Source organism: Bifidobacterium sp. UTCIF-1, assembly GCF_006408915.1.
Classification (GTDB): Bacteria; Actinomycetota; Actinomycetes; order Actinomycetales; family Bifidobacteriaceae; genus Bifidobacterium; species Bifidobacterium reuteri.
The window spans coordinates 21321-44885 of record NZ_JFAG01000016.1 but is presented as its reverse complement, the minus strand read 5'-3'; the positions used below and the strand labels follow the sequence as shown (position 1 = coordinate 44885).

16 protein-coding genes are annotated in these 23565 nt (G+C 60.5%); 1 reads left to right on the top strand and 15 read right to left on the bottom strand.

Annotation, left to right across the window (positions count from 1 at the left end; translation table 11 throughout):
• Positions 1-49: 49 nt before the first annotated feature.
• A complete protein-coding gene (gene rpsT, locus BW09_RS08130) occupies positions 50-310 on the top strand; it encodes a 30S ribosomal protein S20 (protein ID WP_033890964.1) in 261 nt (86 codons plus the stop codon).
• 256 nt (positions 311-566) lie between these two features.
• Here the strand turns inward: rpsT and BW09_RS08125 are convergent, their stop codons facing one another.
• From BW09_RS08125 to BW09_RS08055, 15 genes are all read right to left on the bottom strand, one after another.
• Entirely contained in the window at positions 567-1316 is a 750-nt protein-coding gene (locus tag BW09_RS08125) for a trimeric intracellular cation channel family protein (RefSeq protein WP_044088320.1), read from the bottom strand.
• A gap of 248 nt (positions 1317-1564) precedes the next feature.
• Positions 1565-3013 (bottom strand): RNA ligase, encoded by a 1449-nt coding sequence (locus BW09_RS08120; RefSeq protein WP_044088322.1) that lies wholly within the window; start codon positions 3011-3013, stop codon positions 1565-1567.
• Positions 3010-3795, bottom strand: a complete 786-nt coding sequence (locus tag BW09_RS08115) for a phosphoesterase (RefSeq protein WP_140463118.1) — start codon at positions 3793-3795, stop codon at positions 3010-3012. The genes BW09_RS08120 and BW09_RS08115 overlap by 4 nt, the downstream gene beginning before the upstream one ends.
• A gap of 985 nt (positions 3796-4780) precedes the next feature.
• Positions 4781-5908 carry a branched-chain amino acid aminotransferase gene (locus BW09_RS08110; protein WP_044088323.1) on the bottom strand — a complete coding sequence of 376 codons (1128 nt, stop codon included), beginning with the start codon at positions 5906-5908 and terminating at the stop codon, positions 4781-4783.
• A gap of 236 nt (positions 5909-6144) precedes the next feature.
• A complete protein-coding gene (locus BW09_RS08105; protein WP_044088324.1) occupies positions 6145-6780 on the bottom strand; it encodes a 50S ribosomal protein L25/general stress protein Ctc in 636 nt (211 codons plus the stop codon).
• Positions 6781-7310: 530 nt separating this feature from the next.
• A complete protein-coding gene (locus tag BW09_RS08100) occupies positions 7311-8552 on the bottom strand; it encodes an AGE family epimerase/isomerase (RefSeq protein ID WP_044088325.1) in 1242 nt (413 codons plus the stop codon).
• Positions 8553-8572: 20 nt separating this feature from the next.
• Positions 8573-11020, bottom strand: a complete 2448-nt coding sequence (locus tag BW09_RS08095) for a glycoside hydrolase family 36 protein (protein ID WP_140463120.1) — start codon at positions 11018-11020, stop codon at positions 8573-8575.
• 85 nt (positions 11021-11105) lie between these two features.
• Entirely contained in the window at positions 11106-12410 is a 1305-nt protein-coding gene (locus BW09_RS08090) for a serine hydrolase (RefSeq protein ID WP_081886523.1), read from the bottom strand.
• Between the two features lie 102 nt (positions 12411-12512).
• Positions 12513-13661, bottom strand: coding sequence for a glycoside hydrolase family 26 protein (locus BW09_RS08085; protein ID WP_140463122.1), 1149 nt, complete (start codon positions 13659-13661; stop codon positions 12513-12515).
• A 47-nt stretch (positions 13662-13708) separates the two neighbouring features.
• Positions 13709-16015 carry an alpha-galactosidase gene (locus BW09_RS08080; RefSeq protein ID WP_238566990.1) on the bottom strand — a complete coding sequence of 769 codons (2307 nt, stop codon included), beginning with the start codon at positions 16013-16015 and terminating at the stop codon, positions 13709-13711.
• 423 nt (positions 16016-16438) lie between these two features.
• Complete coding sequence (locus BW09_RS08075) at positions 16439-17464, bottom strand: LacI family DNA-binding transcriptional regulator (protein ID WP_044088329.1); 1026 nt, start codon at positions 17462-17464, stop codon at positions 16439-16441.
• 99 nt (positions 17465-17563) lie between these two features.
• The gene (locus BW09_RS08070; RefSeq protein WP_044088332.1) at positions 17564-18646 is read right to left on the bottom strand and encodes a LacI family DNA-binding transcriptional regulator; all 1083 of its coding nucleotides are present in this window, start codon (positions 18644-18646) and stop codon (positions 17564-17566) included.
• Between the two features lie 36 nt (positions 18647-18682).
• A complete protein-coding gene (locus BW09_RS08065; protein WP_140464857.1) occupies positions 18683-21382 on the bottom strand; it encodes a glycoside hydrolase family 2 protein in 2700 nt (899 codons plus the stop codon).
• A gap of 139 nt (positions 21383-21521) precedes the next feature.
• Positions 21522-22418 carry a carbohydrate ABC transporter permease gene (locus tag BW09_RS08060; protein ID WP_081886525.1) on the bottom strand — a complete coding sequence of 299 codons (897 nt, stop codon included), beginning with the start codon at positions 22416-22418 and terminating at the stop codon, positions 21522-21524.
• On the bottom strand, positions 22415-23467 hold the full coding sequence (locus BW09_RS08055; RefSeq protein WP_140463124.1) for a carbohydrate ABC transporter permease: 1053 nt from the start codon (positions 23465-23467) through the stop codon (positions 22415-22417). Before BW09_RS08055 ends, BW09_RS08060 begins: the two co-directional genes overlap by 4 nt.
• Between the last annotated feature and the right edge of the window lie 98 nt (positions 23468-23565).

Below are 23565 nucleotides of genomic sequence, written 5' to 3'. Positions count from 1 at the left end.
ATCCTCATACTTTTGTATGTCCTTGTAAAACACATCGTTTGGAGTAAACGTGGCAAACATTAAGTCGCAGAAGAAGCGCGTGCTCACCAATGAGAAGCGTCACCTTCGCAACGTGGCTGTGAAGTCCGGCCTGAAGACCGCTATCCGCGCCACTCGCGAAGCCATCGCCGCCGGTGACAAGGCTGCCGCCGAGGCCGCCTACAAGGTCGCTGCCCAGAAGCTCGACAAGGCTGCTGGCGCTGGCGTGATCCACAAGAACCAGGCCGCCAACCGCAAGTCCGGCCTCGCCGTCGCGATTAACGCCCTGTGAGCATAAACCTGTATTAAGGTTCATCGACAGCCCTGTAGTCCATCGGATTGCAGGGCTGTTGCATATCCATTGCCCTGTCCTTGCCTGTCCCGCTTCGCCGAGCGAAAGGCACAACCAAGCCTGCTGATAAAACCTCATCATGCGTGCGCTGACTGGCTGTCAGCGCACGCATGATGAGATAAGGGGCCATCAACCCTCAGAAAACGTACGCCACAACCTGCGCCGGCACCTACACTGCACCGCACAAGGATAGTGATTACTTGACTGATTCGCCGTGCTCATCGTCGCCGCTGGCATGCGGGTGAATCACCGGGCGCTTCAGATACTTGTCCTCCCCCGGCAGATAGACGTGCTGCCGAGGCATCGCACCCGGCATAGTGACATTGAATGCCACGGAGAGCAGACGTATCGTGACCACGATGATGACGATGAGCACATCGAGAATCATCTCCGAACGCATGTCGAACCAGCCATACCGCACTCCCCTCCACACCAGCACGGTGAGGAGGCAGCCGATGAAGGACGGCACCGCATACAGATGCTTGTCACGGATGATCATGGGCACGTCGCCGATGAAAATGTCACGAATAAGGCCGCCGGCAAGCGCGGTGAACATGCCGAGAAACACGGCGGTCATGCCGGACATGCCGTATGCGAGGGCTTTCGCAGTGCCATTGACCGCGAAAAGCCCAAGTCCCAACGCGTCGATGACGGTCATGGTCCATTTGAATTTCTTGACTTCCGGATGGGCGAACACCACTATGACGCCGGAGAACAGCGTAGTCAGCACATAGCCTTTATCGGTGATGCCCACAGGCGGCAACGCGCCGAGCATCACATCACGGAACAGACCGCCGCCGAGCGCGGTAAGCCAGCCGCACAGCATGATGGAGAAGATGTCATAGCCCTTCTGGATAGCGGACAAGCCTCCGGATAGCCCCCAACACATGATGGCGAGGTACTCGATGCCGACGAACACCATGTTGGATTCCAATGCCACGTGCATGCCTCACTCCTTCTCATCCGCTTCGAGCCGGGCGAATAGCCCGAATACCCCACCGCTCGCATCGGCCTAGGGCCGTAACGAGCGTACACCCAGCAGTGCGCGAGGCCGCACAGGCAACACCCCGGAGGCAACACCGCGTCGCGAATGCCACAGTGTCAACGCCACGTCGCGAGCATCACGGTGGGCGCGCGCCGATGATTATTGGCCCGTCGCGCACCTGCCGGGCCATGGGCAATGATTCCGCCCCGTCAGCCTCGTCCGAGCAGGCGCAGGATGTCGCCGACCTTGGTCATGTCGACGTCACGTTCGCCGAATATCTGGCGCCGATAGGTCAGATCCATGTCGTGGTCATGCGCATAGTCGATTACGGCTCGCACCAGATCAGCGGTCTCACCGCTCTTGTTGATCGGCCGGCCCCGCAGCACGACGCGCTGCAGCAGCGGACGCAGCGACTTGACCAACCGGTAACGTTCGGACTTCACCTTGACCATCCAACCATCGGCGAAATACAGTACGACTCCCTCACGGTCGGTTCGTCGCGCATCATCGATCGCCTGCGCCACCTCCTGCGAAGTATTGCATACCGCCACCACTTCAGGCTTCGCAAAGCCGCCAGCAGAGGCGAACTCCGGTTCATGGCCGTAATCGATGGAGAACGTTTCCTGATTGCGAATCAGATGCAGCATCCGCAGTCCCGAACGCTCATATCCGACGATATGACGATCCGATTCCACATCGATCACCTCGAAAGCGGCGGTGACGTTCCACTCATGAAGCAGTTGCCACAGCCGTTCGCGCACAGTCGGATCGGACGGGAACAGGCGTTCGATCAGCGCCGAATAATCGGTCTGACCGGACTTCGACCAGAACCGGAACCGTCCCCGCTCCCCTGCGGCGCCCACCAGACCAAGGAAACCGTTCTCCTTACGCTCCACCCGAACCGGGAAAGCGCCGGGATGCTCGTCACCATAGGCGACCACCTTGTCGAACGCGGTCTGCTCGGTCTCGTCCACGGCGAAGAACTTCTCGAAACCGCGCTGCACCACGCGGCCCTCATCGTCGACGAACAGGCCGCGCGCATTGATCGTGCGCTCGTTCCACCGCCCCTTGCGGAAGGCTTCCGACGTGAAGTTGCAGGCGAACACGTCCCTCTCGCCACGCACATGCATGACCCGAACATACGGGTCGGCATGCATGCGCTCCAACAGGTTGCCATTCGGGTCACCAGGCGTAAGAGGACGGAACATAACCACATGGAATCGCTTCCATGACTCGCGAATATAATCCTCCGGCACGCGGTTCTCTTCGTCCCTTTCGGCATTGCGCCGTAACAGCTCCTCCAGCGGCACGTCGAAGTCCCGGGTCTCCCACAAAGCGCCGTGCAGCACCGCGAGGCGCGCCAGCTCGTTCGCGTATGCGGGATTCGCATGCTGGGCGTCAGCCACCACATCCCAGCCGGCATCCAATGCATCGGCGATCATGTGCCGGCCCATCGACACCACCAGATCCTCGAAACGCCTGCCATACTTGCTGCGCATGCGTTCACGGTTCTGGGCCGCCCCGGCGATCATCAGTCGAATCGCATCGAGCGAAACCACACAATGCGGCCACGTATTGGCCGGGTCTTCCGCCCATTGCCGCGCCCACGTCGACTTGCCGGAGGCCGGAAGCCCGCGCAGAATAATCAACTTCGTCATAAGCCCTCCCTATCTACCGATGCTGACGCTGATACTGTGTTCTGCGGCACAGTGTCCTCTGGCACTGTGTTCCGCAGCGGTTCGCGGAACCAGTCGACGACCTTCGTCTGCGAAACCGGAAACAGATCCCATGCGTCAAGCCCGACGTTCACAGATTCCGGGCGGGCTCCCGTAGGCGAAAGCTGATGCGTGTGCCCATACAACAGCTTCCGACCATCGAACGGCAGAGCCTGATCATGGAATCGCGCCTCATCGTCGGGCCAGCCGTATGCGAGGTCCTCCCTGTACGGGAAATGCGACAAGTTGACCGTCTCCATGTTGTCCGGATGCGACTCGTCGAATCCCTCCAGCTTCACCACACCGTTCGGATCAATGCTTTCGAACAGGTTGAGCGCGGGCTTGTCCCCCATCCACCAGTCGTCGTGATTACCGATGATTGCATGCAGGTGACGGCATCGCAGTTCGCGGAGGCATTCCTTGAGATGATTGAGGGATGTGCGGTAGCCGATGTCGCCGAGGATCCACAGTTCGTCATCCTCGCCGACAAGCGCGTTGATGTTGGCGATGACCGCAGCATCATGCGCATCCGTATCAGCGGCCTTGCGGAAATTGAGCCGCGAATCCTCCAGGACGATCTGCTTTGCCCAGCCCTCTGCGGCCTTGCGTCCCTGCTCACGAAGGATTCGCGCGTACTGTTCGCGCCCCGGATCGAACGTGGTGAATCCGCGCAATACGGTGACAAGCGGGTGTCCGAAATGCGTGTCCGTGGTGAAATACTTCATGTTGTGCTCCCTTGTGTTGTGCTCTGTCGTGTTGGCTCTCTGTTATGTTTCCTTGATGGCGTTGGTTCCTATGCCGGACGCACGTAACGCTGTGTGCCGATTCGCTGATCCTGATCGGTGTCGCTATGTGTATCGCGGGGTAGGCTGAGACATCGGGCTGCGGATTCTCATCGGCTGTTACGTGACTATAGTGCGACTGCAGTGTGTGACTATGCTGCGTCATCCTTTTGCGCATTCGATGATGCGCTGGATTCCCAGCCGCTGCCTGCAATCACCTACGCCGGAAGCCTATGATGCATAGCTCATGCCACGATTTGGCAGATTGGCTACGGTCAGCAGGCGAAAGCGCTTGAAGATCGCAATGCTGCAGTATGCAAGGCAGTCGATTGGCGCAGCCGCAGATTCTGCTGAACCGGATACAGCTGTTTTTCGATATGCCTGAGCGGCGTCGCCAGCACATTCTGTCGGCGCCACATGCGACCAAGCCCAGTCGCGAATGCAAACATATCAGTGTGATTCATAACGATGCCCACCATAGGGCACAAGCACCGCAGCAGTCAAATCCGCGACGACGACATCACATGACGGACCAGCGTAATGTGACAAGTAGCATGTGCACATGGCCATAACAGCCACGCCATGATGGACGTCGATCCAAACCGGCAATGTGAGCCCGATTCTACTAGTCGCAACGTGGGGCTTAATCCCAGTCCCTCCGCTTTCCTCGAGGGAGGGTCTGGCGGTTTTCTCGTATCCGATTCCGATGTCGGTTAGCAAGTTTGTTGCTAACAATTGCTAATATCGCTCGGACACAATGTTATTTGACGCCCCGACATGGCCGAACAGGAGGTGCGGAGGCGTCAGTTTGTTGCCCCTTGTTGACACTTCGCCGCAAAAACAGGTTCTGAACACTTGTCCGCATATGCGAGACCCCTTGGAACCATTGGGATTCCAAGGGGTCTTAGAACGGATGTTCTACGCTATGCTAGCATACCTTCCACATCCAATTGTGCGGGTCTTCGACCTCGCCGAGCTGGATGCCGAGCAGTTCGTTGCGCAGGGCGACAGTCAGCTCTCCGGAGCCGCCGTCGGCGACGGTCACGTCGAACTTCTCGGACTTGAAGCGGCCGATCGGGGTGATGATGGCGGCGGTGCCGCAGGCGAACACTTCGGTGACCTCGCCGGACTTGATGTCCTCAAGCAGCTGTTCGAGCGGGATCATGGTCTCGACCACGTCACGACCCTTGTCCTGCAGCAACTGAATCAGGGAACGACGGGTGACGCCCGGCAGGATATTGCCGGTCAGGGACGGCGTCTCGACGTGGCCATCCTTGTGGACGACCATCATGTTCATGCCGCCGAGCTCCTCAAGATAGGTCTTGGTAGCGGCATCGACGAAGCAGACCTGCTGGCAACCGTTGGCGATACCGGTGTATTCGCCGAGCAAGGAAGCTGCGTAGTTGCCGCCGCACTTGGCGAAACCAGTGCCGCCAGGGCCGGTGCGGAACCACTTGTCCTCGACCCAGATGCTCACCGGCTTGACGCCGCCCGGGAAGTACGGACCGGACGGGGAGGCGATCACGCAGTAATCGACCTCCTGCGGTGCGCGCACACCGAGGAACGGCTCGGAAGCGAACATGAACGGACGCATGTACAGCGTATACTCGCGGCGGGACGGCACCCAAGCGGCATCGCGCTTGACCAGTGCGGCCACGGAGCCAAGGAAGTCGTCGACCGGGAGCTCAGGCAGGTACAGACGCTTGGCGGAGTTCTGGAAACGCTCGGCATTGGCATCCGGGCGGAACAGCCACGTGGATCCGTCGGCGTGACGGTAGGCCTTCAGACCCTCGAAGCATTCCTGTGCGTAGTGCAGCACGGATGCGCCCGGGTCCATCTTGAGCGGGGCGTATGGCTCGACGCGGCGATCGGACCAGCCTTCTCCCTTGGTCCAGGTCATATGGGTCATATTGTCGGAAAAGACCTGACCGAAAGCCGGCTTGTCGATGAGGGATTGACGCTTCTCATCGGAGGCAGGATTATCGTTCGGCAGTACGGTGAACGGTTCGGTGAGCTTATCGAGCGCAGCCGGATCGTGGTGCGTGTTTTCAGTCATTACTCGTTACTTCTTCTTGATTGGCGGGCGACCCCGCCGGATGGGGTTAGTCTTGCGCTTGTGGCGCATGCTCTTGTGGATACTTTCGCACACCTGAGTACCGCGCGCGCAAGGGCGTTCACATGGTGAAAAACGAAGAGCCCACGCTCTGAGAAGCTCTCATGCATGGGCTCGTCGATTATGCACTATGCGCGGTATTCAGCGCTAGCGTAACGCGGTAACGTATCCCGCTCGAATCACTTGGCGGCAGCGGCGTCAGCAGCCGGAGCAGCGGCGGCGTCAGCAGCCGGAGCAGCGGCGGTCTCCGTAGTGGCGGTGGACTCGGTGGCGTCCTCAGGCACCTCAACGGTGACGACGGACTCTTCCGGATCGTCGATGTCGAGCTCGACGCCTTCGGGCAGCACGACGTCCTTGGCGAAGACCTTGGTGCCGTCGGTCAGGCCGTCCACGTTCACGACGATCTTCTCAGGCAGGTTGGCGACATCAGCGCGCACCTTGAGCTCCTGGATGTCGACGAACGCCACGGCAGCGCCCTTCGGGGTGCCTTCGACGAACACCGGCACCTCGACGTCGATCTTCTCGCCGGCCTTGACCTCGAGGAAATCGATGTGCTCGATGATGCGCTTGACAGGGTTGCGCTGGATGTCCTTGACGACGGCCATCTTGGACTCGTCACCGAAAGCGATGGTGAACAGGGCGTTGGTGTGGCGCATGGCCAGAGTGGTCTCGCGCATCGGCAGGGTCACGAAGACAGGCTCGGTGCCACCGGCGTAGATGGTGGCCGGAATCTTCTTGGCAACGCGCAGACGACGGGCAACGCCCTTGCCGAACTCGGTACGGGCTTCGCCTTCAAGCTTGATAGTGGTAGCCATAATGGATACTCCTTGTTTTCGGTGTTACTTATCGTATTGTCCTGTTTGACGCCACGACGCGTCGCAGAACGCACCCAAGGAGGTGAATCTTACGCCGAGTCGATTACGGAAGACGCGGACCCTTGCGGGACTTTATCTTCCCTCGCCAAAGCAACACGCTTTGGCTCGGTACAAGGTCACGCGGTAAACCGCGCTCCCCTCGCCTACAGACAATCCACCGGATTGTCCGTTTCACGGCTCGGCCTGCCAAAGCAACACGCTTTGGCTCGGTACAAGGTCACGCGGTAAACCGCGCTCCCCTCGCCTACAGACAATCCACCGGATTGTCTGCTTCACGGCTCGGCCTGCCAAAGCAACAGCAATCTAGTATACACGGGCCGCAGACATCGACGACTACGTATTAGGCATAACCACAATGGAAAACCCGCCCATACGATACGGATTGCGCAGAAAGAGGGGAAATACGCATTCCACATCGCATGGGCGGGCAAGAATCATGACTATATCCGGACCGAGTGGGCTCGGTTGATTCAGTCGCCTGACCGCTGGGAGGCAACCGCGATGGACATCGACGGGTCGCCCAGCGGGATCATCATCGACTGGGTGGCGTGGTACAGGTCAGACTTGCCCGGCCAAACAGTGCCGATTGGCTGGTTGGTGCGGTCGAGCTGGTGGAACCAGGAACCATTGACATGGTCGATGACGTACTCGTCGGCATACTTGAGGAAGGTCGAGTACAGGTCGGCGTATTCCGCCTTGCCGGTCACATGGGCCAGCACGGACGAGGTGTTGATCGCTTCGGCGAGCGTCCAGTGCATGCGGTCATGCACGACGGGCACGCCGTTCCAGTCGGTGGTGTAGACAATGCCGGGCGCGCCATCGGCGTTCCAACCATCGGACACAGCACGGTGGAACAGATTTTCGGCCACGTCGACCAGCTGCGCCTTACGGCTTTCGGCAAGGCCGGGGGCGCTCAGCGCGTACTGGGTGATGAGTCTGGCCCATTCGATGCCGTGGCCAGGGGTGGCGCCGTACGGCTTGAACTGGTCGTCCTTCTTGTCGGCGTTGCATTCGAGGTCCACCGACCAGTCCTCGTGGAAGTGCTCGGGGATGCGCCAGTTGTTGGCTTCCGCCCAGCCGACGACGTGGTCGATGATGCGACCGGCGCGTGTACGCCATGTTTCATCGCCGGTGACGTCGGCCACGGCGAGGAACGCCTCGACCGAGTGCATGTTGGCGTTGAGGCCGCGGTATGCGTCGAGCTCGGTGAAATCCTCGTTCCACGTATCGACGGACAGGCCGATCTCGTCATCCCAGAATCGCTTGAGGAAGACCTGCTGGGCATCGGCGAGCAGTTCGGCGGCGCCGGGGCGGCCGAGCAGCGTGGCGGAGGATGCGGCGAGCAACACAAAGGCGTGCGCATAGCACTGTTTTATACCGATGTGGTCGCCGTCCGGGGTGACGGCCGCATACCAGCCGCCGTTGGCGTCGTCATGGAGCTCACCGGTCAGGCCCTTCAGTCCGGCATCGACAAGCGCCTCGGCGCCGGCATGGCCGGTGAACGCGGCGAGCGAATAGACGTGGGTCATACGGCAGGTGATCCAAGTCTCGCGATTGCGGTCCTTCCACGGGGTGCCATCGTCGCCCAGCCAGTACGAGCCTCCGTCCGGCGAAGGGAAGGCATGGCCGAAGGCCATCAGGGAGTCACGCTGCTCATTGAGCCACGTCTTGTTTTCCGGAGTACCGAGCTCATATCGGGCTTCATTTTCCATTGTTGATACCTTTCTTGTATTTATATGGCACAGTATTTGGGGTATTTGGGCATAACCGCGAAGATACGCGCGGAAGGGCGAGCGATATCACTGGCATGGATGCGCACGACATGGGCGTCGAGACGTTCGACGGTCCATGGAGCCGCATCCGGCGCATGCTCCGGACGCTCCGGATTGGGGAAGATCTGCCGAACCACTCTCCCTTGCGGTAATGCGATGTCCACAAAGGGCTCGCCTCCGCGCCTCCATACCGTCAGATATGAAGCGATATCATCAGCCGCATCCCTGCGCTCATTCGGCGCAGCCAGCAATCCGGAAACCAGCCAGTCGCCGTCGAAGGCGGGCAGCCCCGCAGGCCACCATGGCACCAGTCGCTGCTGCTCGTCAAGCACGCGGCGATGCAACGCGACCGCATCACGCACCAAGCCGAGCCTCGACTCGTCCATGCGATTGATGAAACCGGACAGGTACAGTCTGCCCAGCACGCCGGCCGCCAGGGTGAGCACGGCGGTCTCATCGTCCATCTCCTGTTGCGCATAGCCCCAATTGCCCTGCTGTTCGGGCAGGATCGTCAGGCCCGCACCGGCGGCAATTGCGGCATAGATCAACGGATCACACTGGTCCGACGTGGATTGCAGATCCAATCGGGATAGCTGGGCGTAGTCGGCGCGCATCGCACCCGATCCGCAGTTTTCGATCATCACGTCCGGATGGCGGCGGCGCAGATCGTCAAGCCAATCAAGATAGGCACGGCAATGCGCAAGCAATCCACCACCTACCGATTCGGCGTCACGGTCGGTGCCGGTGCCGGGTACGGTGTTGTAGTCGAACTTGAAAAACACGGCACCGAACTCGTCAATCAGCCGGTCGACAGTGCGACTCACATGGTCGCGGGCGGCCGCGGAACGGAAATCGAGCAGGTATCTGCCGGAATCGCACACGCGCACACCGTGGCGGGTGAAGAACGCCTCATCCGGGAGCGTATGCGCGAGCGGCGACTTGACGCCAATCACCTCGGGTTCGAGCCATAGACCCAGCCCCATGCCATGATCGCGTATCGTCTGCGCGAGCCCCGCCAGTCCGAAGTCTCCGAAACGGTTCGTGGATGGCTCCCATTCGCCGACCATGTCCCACCAACCACCTTCGGTGCTGTCATACCAGCCGGCGTCGATGCAGAACACATCCGCACCGGTCTTGGCCGCCCCCTCGATCAGCGGCAGTTCCTTGTCCAACCGCGGATCACCGAACAAGGTGTTCATGTAGTCGTTGTACACCACCAGTCCCTGGGTATGCGTGAAGGCGGACTCGCGCCCAAGCTCGGCGGCCTTCGCACGACGCAACGCGCGGCGTTGGAGCGTCATTTCGGCAACGGCCTGCTGCCAATCCCCTGCGGCAAGCGCGAACGAGACCGGGACGCTGGTGAAATCGTTGCCCTCACCCAACGCTGTCTCCCAGTGGTGATCCTGGTATTCAGGGCCGAAGGCGGTGACGTGCAGACCGGGGTCGTTCTCGCCGACCTCCCATTCCCATGCGCCGTTGTGTTCGATCTGCCACATCACGGAGAAGGATGGCTCGGCATCCGCCTGAGACAACGCTTCGACGATGCCGGCGGGCTGGTGCACGCCAGTGGACCAGGTCGAGGCCGAACTCAACGCGAATCGGGAGCTCGACTCCCCCGGATTGATGGTCTGGTTGCGGTCGCGCACCGCGGTACTGCGCAACGGCGCGCAATGCCAGTCGTTTTCCACGGCCCATGCGCTGTCGCCCCAGTACAGGCGTGATGCGTCGACCGTGGCCTTGCCGGCGTCCATCGGCAATGTAAGGTTCAGCGACGACACCGCTTCGATGGTGAACGGCTGCGCGGAGTGCACCATCGTGTAAGTGCGCACGGCGGACAGCCCCGGATACGCCTCGAATACGGAAGTGACAACCAGCCCGCCATCGGTATCGCGGAGGACCGCTTCCCCATCCGTATGCCTGTCGCGCACAGCAGCATCGAAGTCAGTATCAGCATCGGAGCAATCAACCACTGGGGAATCAACGTCGCCCATCGGACGTCCTGCAGGCCGCAATCGATCATACGGCGCATATTGCGTGATATGCAGCCGGTACGGTTCGACGCTGCCATCAGCGGACCGACTCTCCCACGCTTCAACGAAGCGCAGTCTCGCACCGGCCACCGTGGCGATCAACGCGAGACGGTTATCGTTCGATCCGGTATTGGCGGCGTGCACTTCCACAATCGGCCGTGGGTCACGCTGCGCGGCCCCGACCGCGTCGATTTCGTCGGCAGCCCCGGATGCACCGGACTCACCGGATGCCGCCATGCCTCGTCCCGTCACACCGACGAGACGTACCGGCTCATCTGCGGCTGTGGCGAACACCATAGAAACCACGCCATTGCCCCAAGTGAATCGTCCATCTGTGGCAGGTGCCACGGCTGTCATGCCATCTCGTTGATAGACCATAATGTCTCCTTGTCGTACGTGGATATTGACGGTATGGGTACGCATCGCCACTGCGCACGGCGACGCCTCGGAAGTGTCAGCCGCATCAGCTGTCGAGATGCGCATTGACGATGTTCTTCACCTTGCGCGTCACGGGGATGGTCCCGGCGTTGGCGAGCTGGATCATGAACAGGAATGTGGTCCCGGTCGCGGGGTCATTGCAGAAATAGGTGCCGAGCCATCCGTCCCAGCCGTACTCGCCGGCGCGGCAGATCATGGTCGATTTGCCCGGTTCCTCCACGATGCGCATGAACGTGTTGTAGTTGCACCCCGGCTGCCACTCCTCGAAATCCGGATAGTGCCGGGCGTACATCGCACCCGAGGTCATCATGCGCACGGTCGCCGGCTGCATAATGCGCACACCGTCCAACTCGCCCTCGCCGATGAGCATCTGGCCGAACTTCACGAAATCGTCGACCGTGGACCGCAGTCCCGCGCCTCCGGCCTGATACGCCGGGTCTTCGGTCGCCGCGTACGGCACGCCGAGATGGTCGGTGACAATCTCCCGCAATGGTCCGCCCGCATTCGCCGGGTCTATAGGCAAACACGGATTGTCGTATACCGCGGCCAGCCGGTCGAGCTTGTCGGCGGGGACGTAGAACGCCGTATCGCGCATGCCGAGCGGCTCGAACAGTTCGTCATGCAGGAAGTCGCCGAAGCGTCTGCCTGTCACGACCTCGATGATCGCGCCGATCACGTCCGCGCTGGTGCCGTACATCCAACGCGAACCGGGTTGGAACCGCAGCGGACACTGCCCCAGCCGGTTCGCCAGCTCAACCGTGCCCATCGGATTCGGGCCATGCAGACGCGCGGCGAGGTCGTCGAACACCTTGCCGACGATGCGGCCGGCCTCGAAATTCGAATCCCCATACGGGATGCCGGAGGTCATCGTCAGCAGATCCTTGACGGTCACCTCACGCGAGGCCGGCACCGTGCGCTCGCCGTCATGCGCGACGCTGGCGATGGCACCGGCCATATCGGTGGGGATATCGTTGGCCAGCCGCTCGTTCGAAGAGGATGCGCCGCCGGCATCGGGTTCGAACTCCGTGGTGACACGCTGCCCCTTGAATCCGGGCAGGTATGTGCTGACGGGGGCGGCGAGGTCGAGCAGTCCCCGTTCGACGAGCATCATCGCCGCCGAGCCCGTGACCGGTTTGGTCTGTGAATACAGGCGGAAGATCGTGTCACGGGTCATGGCCTCGCCGCGTTCGATGTTGCGCATGCCGGCAGTCGCCTGCCAGAGTTCCCGGCCATGTCGTACGGCCAGCATGGTCGCACCCGCGATCTCACCATGGTCGACCGCGCGGTCCATCGCATCCTGAATGAGCTGCCGCACATCCCTCATCATCATGCTCCTTGTCCCATATGTCCTAGTCTTATATGCCTTATATGCCTTTGTTCCACATTGCTTTGCCGCGCATGCCGGGTCACGTCCGTTGCGCCGTACCGCACATCAGGCATACATGTCCGGCAGGGTGTCGGCCATCCGCATGAAATCGTCCCGCACGAACCGGCGGAAGTCCTCGGCGTATGGCGAGTCAACGGTCGGCGTGCCGTACGCACCGGTGTGCTCCGCGCCGTCGAAGTTGCACCACGGCAGATACCACAACGCGCGACGCGTGTATTCGTTGGCCTTTGCGGCACTCAGCATGAACGTCGTCCACGGCGCGTTCGGGTCATCGCCGAACGCCGCCGCGAACTCGCGCGGGGAGCCGACTTCAGTGACCGCGGCGAGTTTGCCTCGCTCCATACCGAGCCGTCCGATAAGCGTGAGGATGCGCACGAACTTGTCATGGCGTTCGGCCGGATCGGCGGCGTCCGGCCCGTCGAGCGGCTGGTCGATGTCCCAGTAGTCATCGAGTCCGAGCACATCGACATAGCCGTCCCCCGGATATCCGCGCAGGTAGCCGGATTCCAGTGTGGTGTCGTCGGTCATGTCGATGCGGCTACGGTCGGGCGAGTACGCATACAGCACTTGATGCATGTCTCGTTCGTCGCGTAGGTATTCGACGGTCATGCGCCAGAGCTCGGCGAACTGTTCCGGCGTGGTGTCGGTCGGTCGCGCGAACGAGCCCGGGCACCACCAGAACCAGTCGCCGGTGTGTTCGTGGAACGGGCGGAAGATCAGCGGAATCGGGGTGCCGTCGTCGTCACGCACCGACAGCAGGAAGTCGGCGAGCCGATCGAGCCAGGTGAGGTATTTGCCGTGCAGCTCGCCGCCAGGCAATACGGCGGCAACCGATCCGGGGGCGAGGTTGTCGCCGTACCCGCCTTCGGTGATCGGGTTGACCGAATGCCAGCTGAAGGTGACGATGGCACCCATGCGGGATGCGCGGCGGGCATCATTGCGGATGTCGACGAAGGGGACGTGATCGATGTTCTCGTCCCAGCCAAGTTCGATGCGTCCGAGGTCGGCGCCCCACACGGCCGGGTATGAGCCGGTCACGGCGAGCGTGTCGGAATCCGCGTCGGCGCTGTGGTGGGTTGAGGTGTCGCCTTGGTGACCGAACATGGCGAATTCGCCGGTATGGCGGTGCAATGCGTCAAACAACGCGCTGGCTCGTTTGGTGAGCTGCTGATCGACGGGGGTGGCAGAGGTCATGGTGGATGCTCCTTGGTATTCGATGGTTTCCGATTGATGAGTGATGCTCAGATTGCCGTGAATTCAAGCACGATCGCCTGCATGGGCCACAGGTTCGGCAGTTGCAGTCCGACTTCGGACAGAAACCGCCCAGGCGCGGTGAAGCCGCCGTTGCCGTCATCGTCCTGCGCTGCGGTGAGCCACTGCGGCGTCACCCAGCCCCAGTGCGATTCGCCGATTTCGCGGCGCATCCGCACACGGTAGGAACGGGTTGGGTCGAGTCCGGTCACCTGCAGCCGTTCGGCCAGCCAGTCACGGATGTTGTCCGTGGTGGCGATGACCCATACGGCATGTGTACGGTCCGCGTTCACGACACCGCGCGCCCGCAGCGCCTGGTCCTTGCAATCGGCATGCATGACGCGGCCGGTGTGGAGCAGTCCGCGCAGCTCTTTGTACAACGCGACGAATGATCGCAGCACGGCGATCTGCTCGTCTGTGCATTCAAGGATGTTCCATTCGAATCCGGAGCATCCGGTGAGGGAGATCGCCGCACGATAGCTCAAATCGGTGGCGCGGGCGGTGGAATGCGCGGGAGACGGGCCAACATGGGCACCGATCATCTCGGGAGGCACAATGAGTTCGGTCCAGCGTTGGATATCCACTCGGTCGCGCGGATCGTTGGAGTCGGATGCCCAGATGCGGTCGGCGTGCTGCAGGATGCCCGCGTCGGTGCGTGCGCCGCCCGACGAGCAGCTTTCGATTTCAAGGCCGGGGAAACGGGCCTTCAGCTCGTCGAACAGCCGGTAGCAGGCTTCGGTCTGCTCGTGCAGTCCGAAACGACCGTCATGCATCGGCTCGGTGACCTCGCGGTTGTGGTCCCATTTGATGTAGTTCACGCCAAGCTGCTCGACGAGTGCGGCCATCTGGTCGCGCACATGCGCGTATGCGTCCGGATTGGCGAGGTCAAGCACGTATTGCGTGCGGTATGACAGGTCCGCGCGTCCTGGCACCGCTTCCGGCGCGGCGAGTATCCAATCAGGATGTTCGCGAGCCAAGTCGGAATCGAGATTGACCATCTCCGGCTCGAACCACAGGCCGAATTCCATGCCCAGATCGTGCACATGCGTGGCCAGACCGTCCAATCCGTTGGACCAGACGGCCGGATCAACGACCCAATCGCCGAGCCCGCGGGTGTCGTCGCGTCGTTCGTGGAACCAGCCGTCATCGAGCACGAACCGTTCCACGCCGACTTGCGCCGCATGGTCGGCCAACCGTTTCAGTGTGGCCTCGTCATGATTGAAGTAGACGGCCTCCCATGTGTTGAGCGTGAACGGGCGCGGCTTTGCGGCGAAGTCCACATGTCCGGGCAGCGAGCGCAGCCAGCCGTGGAATCGGTCGGCGATGCCGTCAAGGCCACGGTCGGAATAGGAGAAGCACACTTCCGGAGTGGTGTAACTGTCGCCGGGATTCAACCGTATCTCGCCCGGGCCGAGTAGCTCGCCGGCACCGATGACCGGCTCGTGTGCGGGCAGATTGTCGATGCGGTATGTCTGGTTGCCGCTCCATGCGAGATGGCAGGCCCAGATGTCCCCGGTCTGGTTGCGCGGCGCACCGATGGATGCGATGAACATCCACGGGCTGTCATGTCCGGTTTTGCCACGTCGGCAGTCGCGCGTGATTGAACCGACCGGCAGCGGACCCGTGGCGGGCTGCTTTTCGAGCGGCCAACGTCCGGTGAATTGGGTGAGCGTATCGGCGCGTTTCGGCATGGGCAAGGTGGCGTCGAGCCAGCTGACGGTGAGCGGTTCGCCCGTGTTGGCGGCTAGCTGCGTGGAGGCCGGGCCGGCGGCTGAATCGCCTGTCGGACTTGCGGTGTTGGTAATCGTATGCCGCGCGACGACAAGGCCGGATGCGGTGATACGTAACGTCGCATCGAGCTTCAGTCCGTTGACTGCATCTTCGGCGGCGACGGCGAGCGACGATGGTCCAGCAGTGGTCTCTACGTGCGTCCAACGCGCGTACACCGGCCGACCGCCGCGCGCGCATTCCAGTCCGGCGCGGCCGGCCCAGCCTTCCGCGCCTTGCGGCAGCAACGATGGGCGCCATGCCGCATCCGGCTTGTTCGGCGGGGTGTCCTTGAGGGTCATCGCGTCAAGCGCAGCGAGAACGGACTCGTTCAGCGGGCATGCCGATGAGCCGGCTGTTGCGCATCCCGCGCAGGTATCATTGCCGATCGCGCAACCGCAGTCACCCGTCGGACCGACGATATCGCGCCCCCAGTACTCCACCTGCGGCATGTCGTCCGCCGGCGTTTTCAGTACCACGCACACGCCGCCACCACGCAACACCGTATGAGGCCCTTGGTCAAACATCATGAATCTCCTTTGTCGGCTCTCGCCATCGATCCGGATTCCACGCCGCCGCGCATTGACGCGAACAGCGGCTGCTCGCGTCCCTCCATCTCGCCGCACGGACACGAGACTAGATATGCTTGTCGGTCACTTAAGCGCAGATGAATGTTCCAACGCCCAACGCCGTGCGCCATCGGGGTCTCGAGCCCGCATATCAGCCCGCATCCAATGCAGAAAGCCACCGCAGCGCTACAGCAGCAATCTCAAATGCCAGCAATCACTATACCTTAATCGGTTAAGCGACACGCGGCTAGCGAATCCTCATGCACCGCATTTCATTGTGATGCAGCACGACTTATCATCCCGCGTCACTGATTCGTCAACAAATTCACCACACCGCAGATAGCAAAAAGCCGGCGCAAGACGCCGGCCGGACAATCATGACGATCAGGCAAGGGGTCCGCTGGATGCGCGCACGACGAGCTTCTCCTGCGGCTCCCAGACGGATTCCACTGGCTTGCCGTCGATGAGGTCGAGCAACAAGCCCGCCGCGGTGCGTCCACGTTCGATGATGTTGTGCCCCAGTGCGGTGATGCCCAGCGCATTCACCTCGCACAGGAAGGAATCGTCCCACGAGATCACGGACAGATCCTGCGGTACGTTGAGGCCGCGGACCGCGGCGACCTGCGCCCCGGTCAACGCCATGACATCGTTGTCGTAGATGATCGCAGTCGGCGCGTTCGGCAATGACAACAGACGCTCCGTGCACTTCCTGCCGCCCTCGGGCGTGTAATCGGCATGCAGACAGGTGTACTGCAGTCCCAGACGCGCGGCGACCTCCATGAACGCATTGTCCCGTATGAAGGTATGACCGAGATTCTCCGGGCCGGCCACGCGGGCAATCCGCCGATGCCCCTGATCGGCGCAATACTCCGCGATCACCCGCACACCATCTCGCTCGTTCGTGCTCAGTGAGATCAGGCCGCCGGCCAATGATTCATCTCCCATGACCACCGTCGGCATCTCGAGATGGTGGGACATCAGTTCGATGCGGGGATCGCCGAGCTCGACGTTCTGCAGGAATACACCGTCCACCGCCCCCGAGGCGATCCAATCATCAAGGATGTCGAGCTCCGCACGCATGTTGCGAGACGAACGAATAAGCAACGAATAGCCGGCCTCCTCAAGCCTCGCTGTTAAGCCGGTGATGAGCTCCATGCCGAACGCCTCGACAGACAGTACGGCGGGATCGTAGGTGAGCACCAGGCCGACGGAATTCGTGCGCGCGTCGGAAAGTGACTTGGCGGCCTTATTGGGGCGCCATCCCAACTGGTCTGCGACCTTCAGCACCTTCTCACGCGTTTCCTGCGAAACGCCGGGTTTGCCGTTCAACGCATAGGACACCGCACTGTTGGAGACACCCGACGCCTTGGCGACGTCGGTAATGGTCACTTTCGCCTTCGACACGACAATCCTCCTGCAATTCCGTCACGTTCTTACGACGTCATCACTGGCCTCTGACAGATCAAAGATCTCCCAGCTGCGAACAAAACGCTACTCACTACTTACTACTTATTTAGACAATAACAAGTTCTTTACCGGTTCACCATCCCCAATCACCGCATTGTGGACGATTGTCCGCTTCGGACGCCCAGTCGAGTCACGGACAATCATCGTATCGTCGGAGGCGGTGACGGATTTCACCTGCCGCCCCTCAACCATGTCGATGATCGCGCGGGCCGCCTTGCGCCCACGTCCGAACACATTACGATTCAGCGAGGTGACGCTCGGATCGGCCATCTCGCACATGAAGGTATCGTCCCACGAAATCACCGACAAGTCCTCCGGAACGCGCATACCGCGACGACGTCCCACATCAATGGCCGTAACCGCCGCCGCACCGCTGTCGCATACAATGACGGTCGGCGGATCCGGCAACGACAGCAGCTGCTCGATGCTCATGCGGCCCTGCGCCGGAGAATAATCGGTATGCAGACAGCGGTACCGTATCCCAGCGTTCATCGTCAGCGACACGAACGCCTTGTCCCTGACGAGCGTATGCCCCATCATTTCGGGACCGGCCACACGAGCCATGCTGCGATGCCCGAGAGCATGGCAATAGTCGACAACGAGACGCGCAGCCTCCTCCTCGTCGTCGGACAACGTGGTCAGCCCGCCCGCCATCGAGGCGTCGCACAGCAGCAACGCAGGGAATTCCGTATGCTTCCTGAGCTCGGCGATGCGAGGGTCACCGAGCTCAACGTTCATCACCAATAGTGCGTCCACGGTGGCATCGGCGATCCACTCTTGCATGATGGCAAGCTCATGGAGACGGCTTTTTGCCGACCTCAGCAGGAGCGAATACCCCTCCTGTTCGAAAACCGTCTCCAGACCGGCGATGAGCTCCAATGCATACGATTCCACAGACAGGACATCCGCGGAATAGGTCACAATCAGTCCGATGGCATGGGCGCGCGCCTTCGACAAGGCTCTCGCAGCGCTGTTCGGCTTCCAGCCGAGTTCCTGCGCGGCATGTAGCACCCTGCTCCTGGTGCGTTCCGAAATACCCGGCCGTCCGTTCAGCGCATATGATACCGCGCTATTGGATACGCCCACGGCCCGCGCCACGTCGCTGATGGTCACCCTGCTTTTCATGATTGTTCCCTATTCACGTCAGAATGGTCTGCGCTCTCAGACGAAAATCTTGAGATCGTTTGCGCATCGCAGCACATTCGAAGCGATGAACGCGGCCGGATCAAGTCCGGCGGCCGCCATGATATGCCACGTCACCGATTCGCCCGGCAGCAACGTCACCATGCCACCGTCGATACGCGCATCCTGATCGACCTTATCGACCATGCAGAACACGTCGCGCGCGTATGCCTTCGCGGTTACGGTCAAATCATAGCCATCATCCATAACGGCAACGGTCGCCTCGAATGGATTGCGGTCGAGCCGCTGATCGATCACATCGGCAGGGTTGCAGATCACGCGAGCGAACTGCGCACCGGCAACGCCATCGGCCGCAACCGGCGTCGCGACCAGAATCTCACCGTTCACGTCACCGAATCCAGCTACCGCTTCATCAAGTGCGAGCGCAACATGACCCGTGGCCTCTACGGTCACATCGGCAAACGTTTGCGAGGCAAGCACTTCGCCTGCAAAATCGCGACGTTCAACTGTCCACGTACCGGTCCAGGAGTCACGCGTATCGTTCGCGACCAGCAGCTCCAGATGGTCCGGCGCAACCGGCACACCTTCCCAGCTCTTGTCTTCGCGCGCCTTGTCGGAAACGCGCGGCTGGATCGTGGCAAAACGCGGCGCGAAGAAGTCACGCGAAGCGTACCACAACGGCTTGCGATGACCGTAATAATCCACGGCGGCCCACGACACGACCGGCCAGTCGTCGTTGAGCTGCCAGATCAAGGCACCTGCATTGACCGGTGCAAGCGAACGCATATGCTCAACGCCGAAGCGGATCGCCTGCGCCTGCTGCAGCTGGCATGCCCAATGCCAGTCTTCGATATTGCTCCAGTCGTCGGTCGGGATAAGCCAGTTTCGTGTACCGTCTGCGTTGTAGCTCACATCGTTGATGTTGCCCGGGGTCAGATGCGAGCGCATGCCGCGCGCCAGCTTGTAGTTGCCGCCCATTGCCTTCTGATGCACGAGCATCTGCTTGCCGAACGGTTCAAGCTTCTCGTCGTGCACCACGCGGGTGAGCGTGCTGAATGCCGGCGGTGCCTGATAGCCGAATTCGTCGGCGAAGCGCGGCGTGTAGTCGGCGTACTTGCGGTAGTCGACGCGGTTCCACACATCCCAGATGTGCATAGTCCCGTCCACGTCCTTGTTCGCGTCAACGAATGGCGTGAAACTCATCGGGGAGCTCGGCAGGTAGACGTGCGTCGGGTCGAGCTCGGCGAGCAACTTCGGGAACAGGTCGGCGTAATAGTAGTCGCCCCAGCCTTTTTCGCCATAGCCATACGCGTTCGCGGGCTTGTCGTCGTCACGCAGAGCCTGCTTGAAACCACCCCACTCGGAGTAGGCGACATAGTTTTCGTTAGAGCCGTTCCAGACGGTCAAGCTCGGGTGCGAGCTCAAGCGGTTGATGTGTTCGCGCGCTTCGGCTTCGATTTCGGCGCGAGTGCCGGCATCTTCCGGATAAGCGGCGCAGGCGAGCATGAAGTCTTGCCAGACCATGATGCCAAGTTCGTCGGCCAGATCGTAGAATTCGTCGGATTCGTAGATGCTACCGCCCCACGCACGCACCATATTCGAGTTGGATTCGACTAGGTCATTGAAACACTTCGCGTAGAAAGCGCGGTCGGCGCGAGACAGGAAGGCATCGACCGGCACCCAGTTGTAGCCACGTGCATGCACGGGCACGTTATTGACGTAGATCTGGAACGGTCGACCGATTTCGTCGGCGCGAGTATCAACGTGCACCGTACGGAAGCCGACACGACCGGTCCATTCGGCCGCATTCTCGCCAGCTGTTACAGTTACGTCGTACAGCGGCTGCTCGCCGTAGCCGATCGGCCACCACAGTTGCGCATTCGGCACAACGGCAGTCAGCGTCGTCGTATTGCGACCGTATTCAACCTCACCGTTTACAGTAACGTTCGCACCGAATCCAGCGATTGTCACACTCACCTGAACCGGCTTCTGCTGCGTGTGAGCATCGGCCGAAGTCATCACGCGACCTTCGCCTTCGCGCTCAATCTCAACCGTGGTTTTGAGTACACCAGTACCATCCGAAAGCACGTCAACCAGCGGACGCACCGCAGCAAAACGCACGCCAGACCACGAGTCGATGCCGATCTCACGCCACATGCCAGCGTTGGCAACGTCAATACCCCAGTCCCATCCGAACTGGTAGCTTGGCTTACGCAGCTGGTTGAACGCATGATGCTCGGTGTGCGGATAGTAGCCAAGTTCCTGCTCACGACGATCAGACTCACGCACGGACGATGCGAACGTTACCGTAAGCGTATTGATGCCGTCGCGCAGCTGACCGCGCGCATCCCAACGATACGAACGATGATAGTTCTGCGAGAAGCCGACCAACTGGCCGTTGATCATCACTGTGGCAACCGTGTCAAGACCGTACGCAACCAGATCGTGGCGGGTCTGCCCATTTGCGTGCCATTCAAATTCGGTTTCAAACTGCCAGTCAACATCGCCAATCCACTGCTGATGGTTTTCGTTGTCGCCGTCGAACGGTTCGTCGATCAGACCAGCTGCGAGCAGGTCGAGCGTAACCTCGCCAGGGACTGTGGCCGGAATGCCAGCGGTGATTGCAGCGCGCAGTTCTTCAGGAGCAACCTGCGGGTTAAGCGCGCGAACAGTCCAGCCTTCGGTGAGCGAGCGGAAGGTGTTAGGAGTATGGGTCATGGGAAACATCCTTGTGATATGAGTCGTTTGTCGTTCAGCTATGTAAGCCGATTCTTCATCATGAGCTATGCAAATCGTGAGACTTGCCGATGATATGCGTGAGGCTTCCGTCGGCGCACACCGACGGAAGCCAACGGAATCACTCCTTAACAGCACCGGCGGCAATGCCGTTGTAAATCTGCTTCTGGAAGATCAGGAACAGAACCAGCATCGGCAGCAACGTGATGACCACGCCGGCGCAGATCAGGTTGTACTGGCTGCCCATCGGGCCAGTGAACGAGTATAGCGCGATCGCGACGGTCTTCAGGCTTTCCTTCTGCAGGTACAAGTTCGAGGCATAGTACTCGTTGTACACACCTACGCCCTTCAAAATCATGCAGGTGACGATAGCCGGCTTGAGCAACGGCAGCAGGACACGCGAGTAAATCGTCCAGTAGGAGGCGCCATCCATAATGGCAGCCTCGTCAAGCGAGGTGGAGATGTTCTCGAAGTACTGGATGAACACGTAGATGGAGATCACATCAGTGCCGCACATCATGAGGATGTAGCCCCACATGGTGTTGACGGCGTGCATCTGAACCATCATCTTGTACATCGGGACCTGCATCGCGATGCCCGGAAGCAAAGCAGCCACAGTGAACAGGCCGCGAATCACCGCGTTACCGGGGAAAGTGAAGCGGGAGAGCACATAGGCGAGCATGGTGCCGATAAGCGTGGTGATAATCAGCACGACCACAAGCACAGTGAACGAGTTGCGGAAGGCGATTGCCATGTTCGAGGCCTTGAACGCCTGCACATAGTTGCCGAAATTGAACCAGTTCGACGGCATGGTCATCACGGACGTGGACTGGTATTCCTTGGTGGTTTTCGCCGCAGTCACAAAGCAGCTCACCAGCGGAACAACCATCCAGAAAGCCACGAAGATCAGCGAGAAGTACTTGAAGAACACCAACACGCCTTGCTTGGCCTTGTACCAGAAGGAGTTGCTGCGCGCCAGGCTGCGCGCCTTGGCCTGTGCGACAACGTCAGTCATCATGCCACCGCCTTTTCTTTGGAGTTACGGGAGCCGTTGCGGACAATCGGAGCGTTCTTCAGCGCCATCTTGCGACGCTGCCTTTCGATTTTCGCGGCTTTCTTCTTCGCCTTGGCGACGCCATCGTCGGCATCGCGGAATACGTATTTGAAGAACATCTGCTGGAGCAACGCGCAGATGAGGATGATCATCAGCAACACCACAGCCATGGCGGATGCAAGGCCGACCTTCTGGCTACCATGCGCGAGCTGATCCATAAGCACGAAGTACGTCGCGGTACCGTTTGCACCGGTGGTGATCACGTACGGGCCTTCGAAGGCGGAGAGCGAACCGGTGATCGACAGGATGATGTTGAGCACGAGGATCGTCTGGATGCCCGGCAGGATGATGTGCTTGAATTGCTGCCACTTGTTCGCACCGTCGATTTCAGCCGCCTCATACAGCGTCTTATCGACCGACATGATCGCGCCGATGAACAGGATGACGTTCTGGCCAAGGTATCGCCAGATGGATGCGCCCACCAGCGACCAGTTGTTGATGCTCTGATCTTTCAGCCAGTAAGGCAGAGCGTCGAGTTGGAAGCCGCACCATTGGAGCACGGTATCGAACACGTATCCGCGAGTGTAGAAGAACTTGAAGATGAAGCCGACCGCGATGCCGTTAATCAGATACGGGAAGAAGTAGACAGCCTTGAAGATACCGCCACCGCGCACCTTGAACGCCAGCATGGTGGACAGGTACAGGGCGATTGCGACCTGGATAAGCGCTCCGGCCATGTAGTACAGGCTGAGTTTGAGCGAAGACAGCGTATCCGGGCGGGTGAACACTTCAATGTAGTTCTGAAGTCCGATCCATTTCGGAGTGCCGATGTACTTCATCTTGTAGAAGCTGTAGCCCACCATGTTGAAGAACGGCAGGTAGGTGAAGAAGACGAGCAGAGCGAGCGGAATCGCGGAGAATGCAACGATGATTCCGGTTTTACGCCAATCTTTTGGCTGGATATTGTCGGGAATATCGACGGCTGCCGTCGTTCCCGCTGCTGACGAGGCCATAGGTACCTCTCTTCGATGTATTCCTCGCCTGACCTGTGCGATACGACTGGGCGGGGAGTTTGGCTGATATTGGGGAAAGTCTGGTATGGGATGGATTC

Excerpts from the sequence above, each read along its gene's own strand:
- BW09_RS08100 (WP_044088325.1), bottom strand. The coding sequence starts at position 8,552 with ATGGAAAATGAAGCCCGATATGAGCTCGGTACTCCGGAAAACAAGACG.
- BW09_RS08065 (WP_140464857.1), bottom strand. The coding sequence starts at position 21,382 with ATGACCCATACTCCTAACACCTTCCGCTCGCTCACCGAAGGCTGGACT.
- BW09_RS08060 (WP_081886525.1), bottom strand. The coding sequence starts at position 22,418 with ATGATGACTGACGTTGTCGCACAGGCCAAGGCGCGCAGCCTGGCGCGC.
- BW09_RS08105 (WP_044088324.1), bottom strand. The coding sequence starts at position 6,780 with ATGGCTACCACTATCAAGCTTGAAGGCGAAGCCCGTACCGAGTTCGGC.
- BW09_RS08085 (WP_140463122.1), bottom strand. The coding sequence starts at position 13,661 with ATGACCTCTGCCACCCCCGTCGATCAGCAGCTCACCAAACGAGCCAGC.
- BW09_RS08115 (WP_140463118.1), bottom strand. The coding sequence starts at position 3,795 with ATGAAGTATTTCACCACGGACACGCATTTCGGACACCCGCTTGTCACC.
- BW09_RS08070 (WP_044088332.1), bottom strand. The coding sequence starts at position 18,646 with ATGAAAAGCAGGGTGACCATCAGCGACGTGGCGCGGGCCGTGGGCGTA.
- BW09_RS08090 (WP_081886523.1), bottom strand. The coding sequence starts at position 12,410 with ATGATGATGAGGGATGTGCGGCAGCTCATTCAGGATGCGATGGACCGC.
- BW09_RS08120 (WP_044088322.1), bottom strand. The coding sequence starts at position 3,013 with ATGACGAAGTTGATTATTCTGCGCGGGCTTCCGGCCTCCGGCAAGTCG.
- BW09_RS08110 (WP_044088323.1), bottom strand. The coding sequence starts at position 5,908 with ATGACTGAAAACACGCACCACGATCCGGCTGCGCTCGATAAGCTCACC.
- BW09_RS08055 (WP_140463124.1), bottom strand. The coding sequence starts at position 23,467 with ATGGCCTCGTCAGCAGCGGGAACGACGGCAGCCGTCGATATTCCCGAC.
- BW09_RS08125 (WP_044088320.1), bottom strand. The coding sequence starts at position 1,316 with ATGCACGTGGCATTGGAATCCAACATGGTGTTCGTCGGCATCGAGTAC.
- BW09_RS08080 (WP_238566990.1), bottom strand. The coding sequence starts at position 16,015 with ATGATGTTTGACCAAGGGCCTCATACGGTGTTGCGTGGTGGCGGCGTG.
- BW09_RS08095 (WP_140463120.1), bottom strand. The coding sequence starts at position 11,020 with ATGGTCTATCAACGAGATGGCATGACAGCCGTGGCACCTGCCACAGAT.